At 23.6% G+C, this 743-nt stretch carries 1 protein-coding gene; it reads left to right on the forward strand.

The window, feature by feature from the left end; translation table 11 throughout:
• On the forward strand, nt 1-743 hold a 743-nt coding region (locus AVBRAN12654_RS09355; RefSeq protein WP_336614385.1), incomplete at both ends, for a cation diffusion facilitator family transporter.

A 743-nucleotide genomic window follows, 5' to 3' on the forward strand; every position in this document is an offset into this window, starting at 1 on the left:
CTCATTCTTATGATTTTACTAAGAATAAAAAAGCATTGTTATTAAGCTTTATAGTAACTTTTGTAGTAATGTTTGCTGAATTAATTTATGGGTATTTAGCTAATTCTTTAGCATTAATTAGTGATGCACTTCATATGATAACACACGCTTTTGCATTGATAATAAGTTTTATTGCACTAATATTTATTAATAAACAAGATAGTAAAAAAACTTATGGATATTATAGAAGTGAAATAATAGCTGCTTTTATAAATGCTATTATGATAGCTATATTTACTATATTTATCATCTATGAAGCTATTGAAAAACTATTAAACCCAAGTAAAATAGATATAAAGACTATGCTTATAGTATCTTGCTTTGGACTTGTAGCAAATATAATTAGTGCTTTATTATTAATGAAAGCTGATACAAGTAATTTAAATATTAAATCAAGTCTAATTCATATGCTAAGTGATTTACTTAGTTCTGTTGCAATTATTATTGGTGGGATTATTGTTTATTATACTGATTTTTATTTTATTGATTCAATACTAGCTTTATTAATAGCTTTAGTAATTGCTAAGTGGTCTATATCATTATTTAAACAAAGCTTAGATATTTTACTTGAGAGCTCATTCATTGAGATTAGTGAAGTAAAAGAATTTATATTAAAGCAAGATTTAAATATAAAAGATATTCACGATATACACATTCATTCAATATCTCAAGATTATCATATACTAACAGCTCATATAATCTTA

Origin of the sequence: Campylobacter sp. RM12654 (assembly GCF_020137585.1) — a bacterium.
In the GTDB taxonomy this organism is placed as follows: domain Bacteria; phylum Campylobacterota; class Campylobacteria; order Campylobacterales; family Campylobacteraceae; genus Campylobacter_E.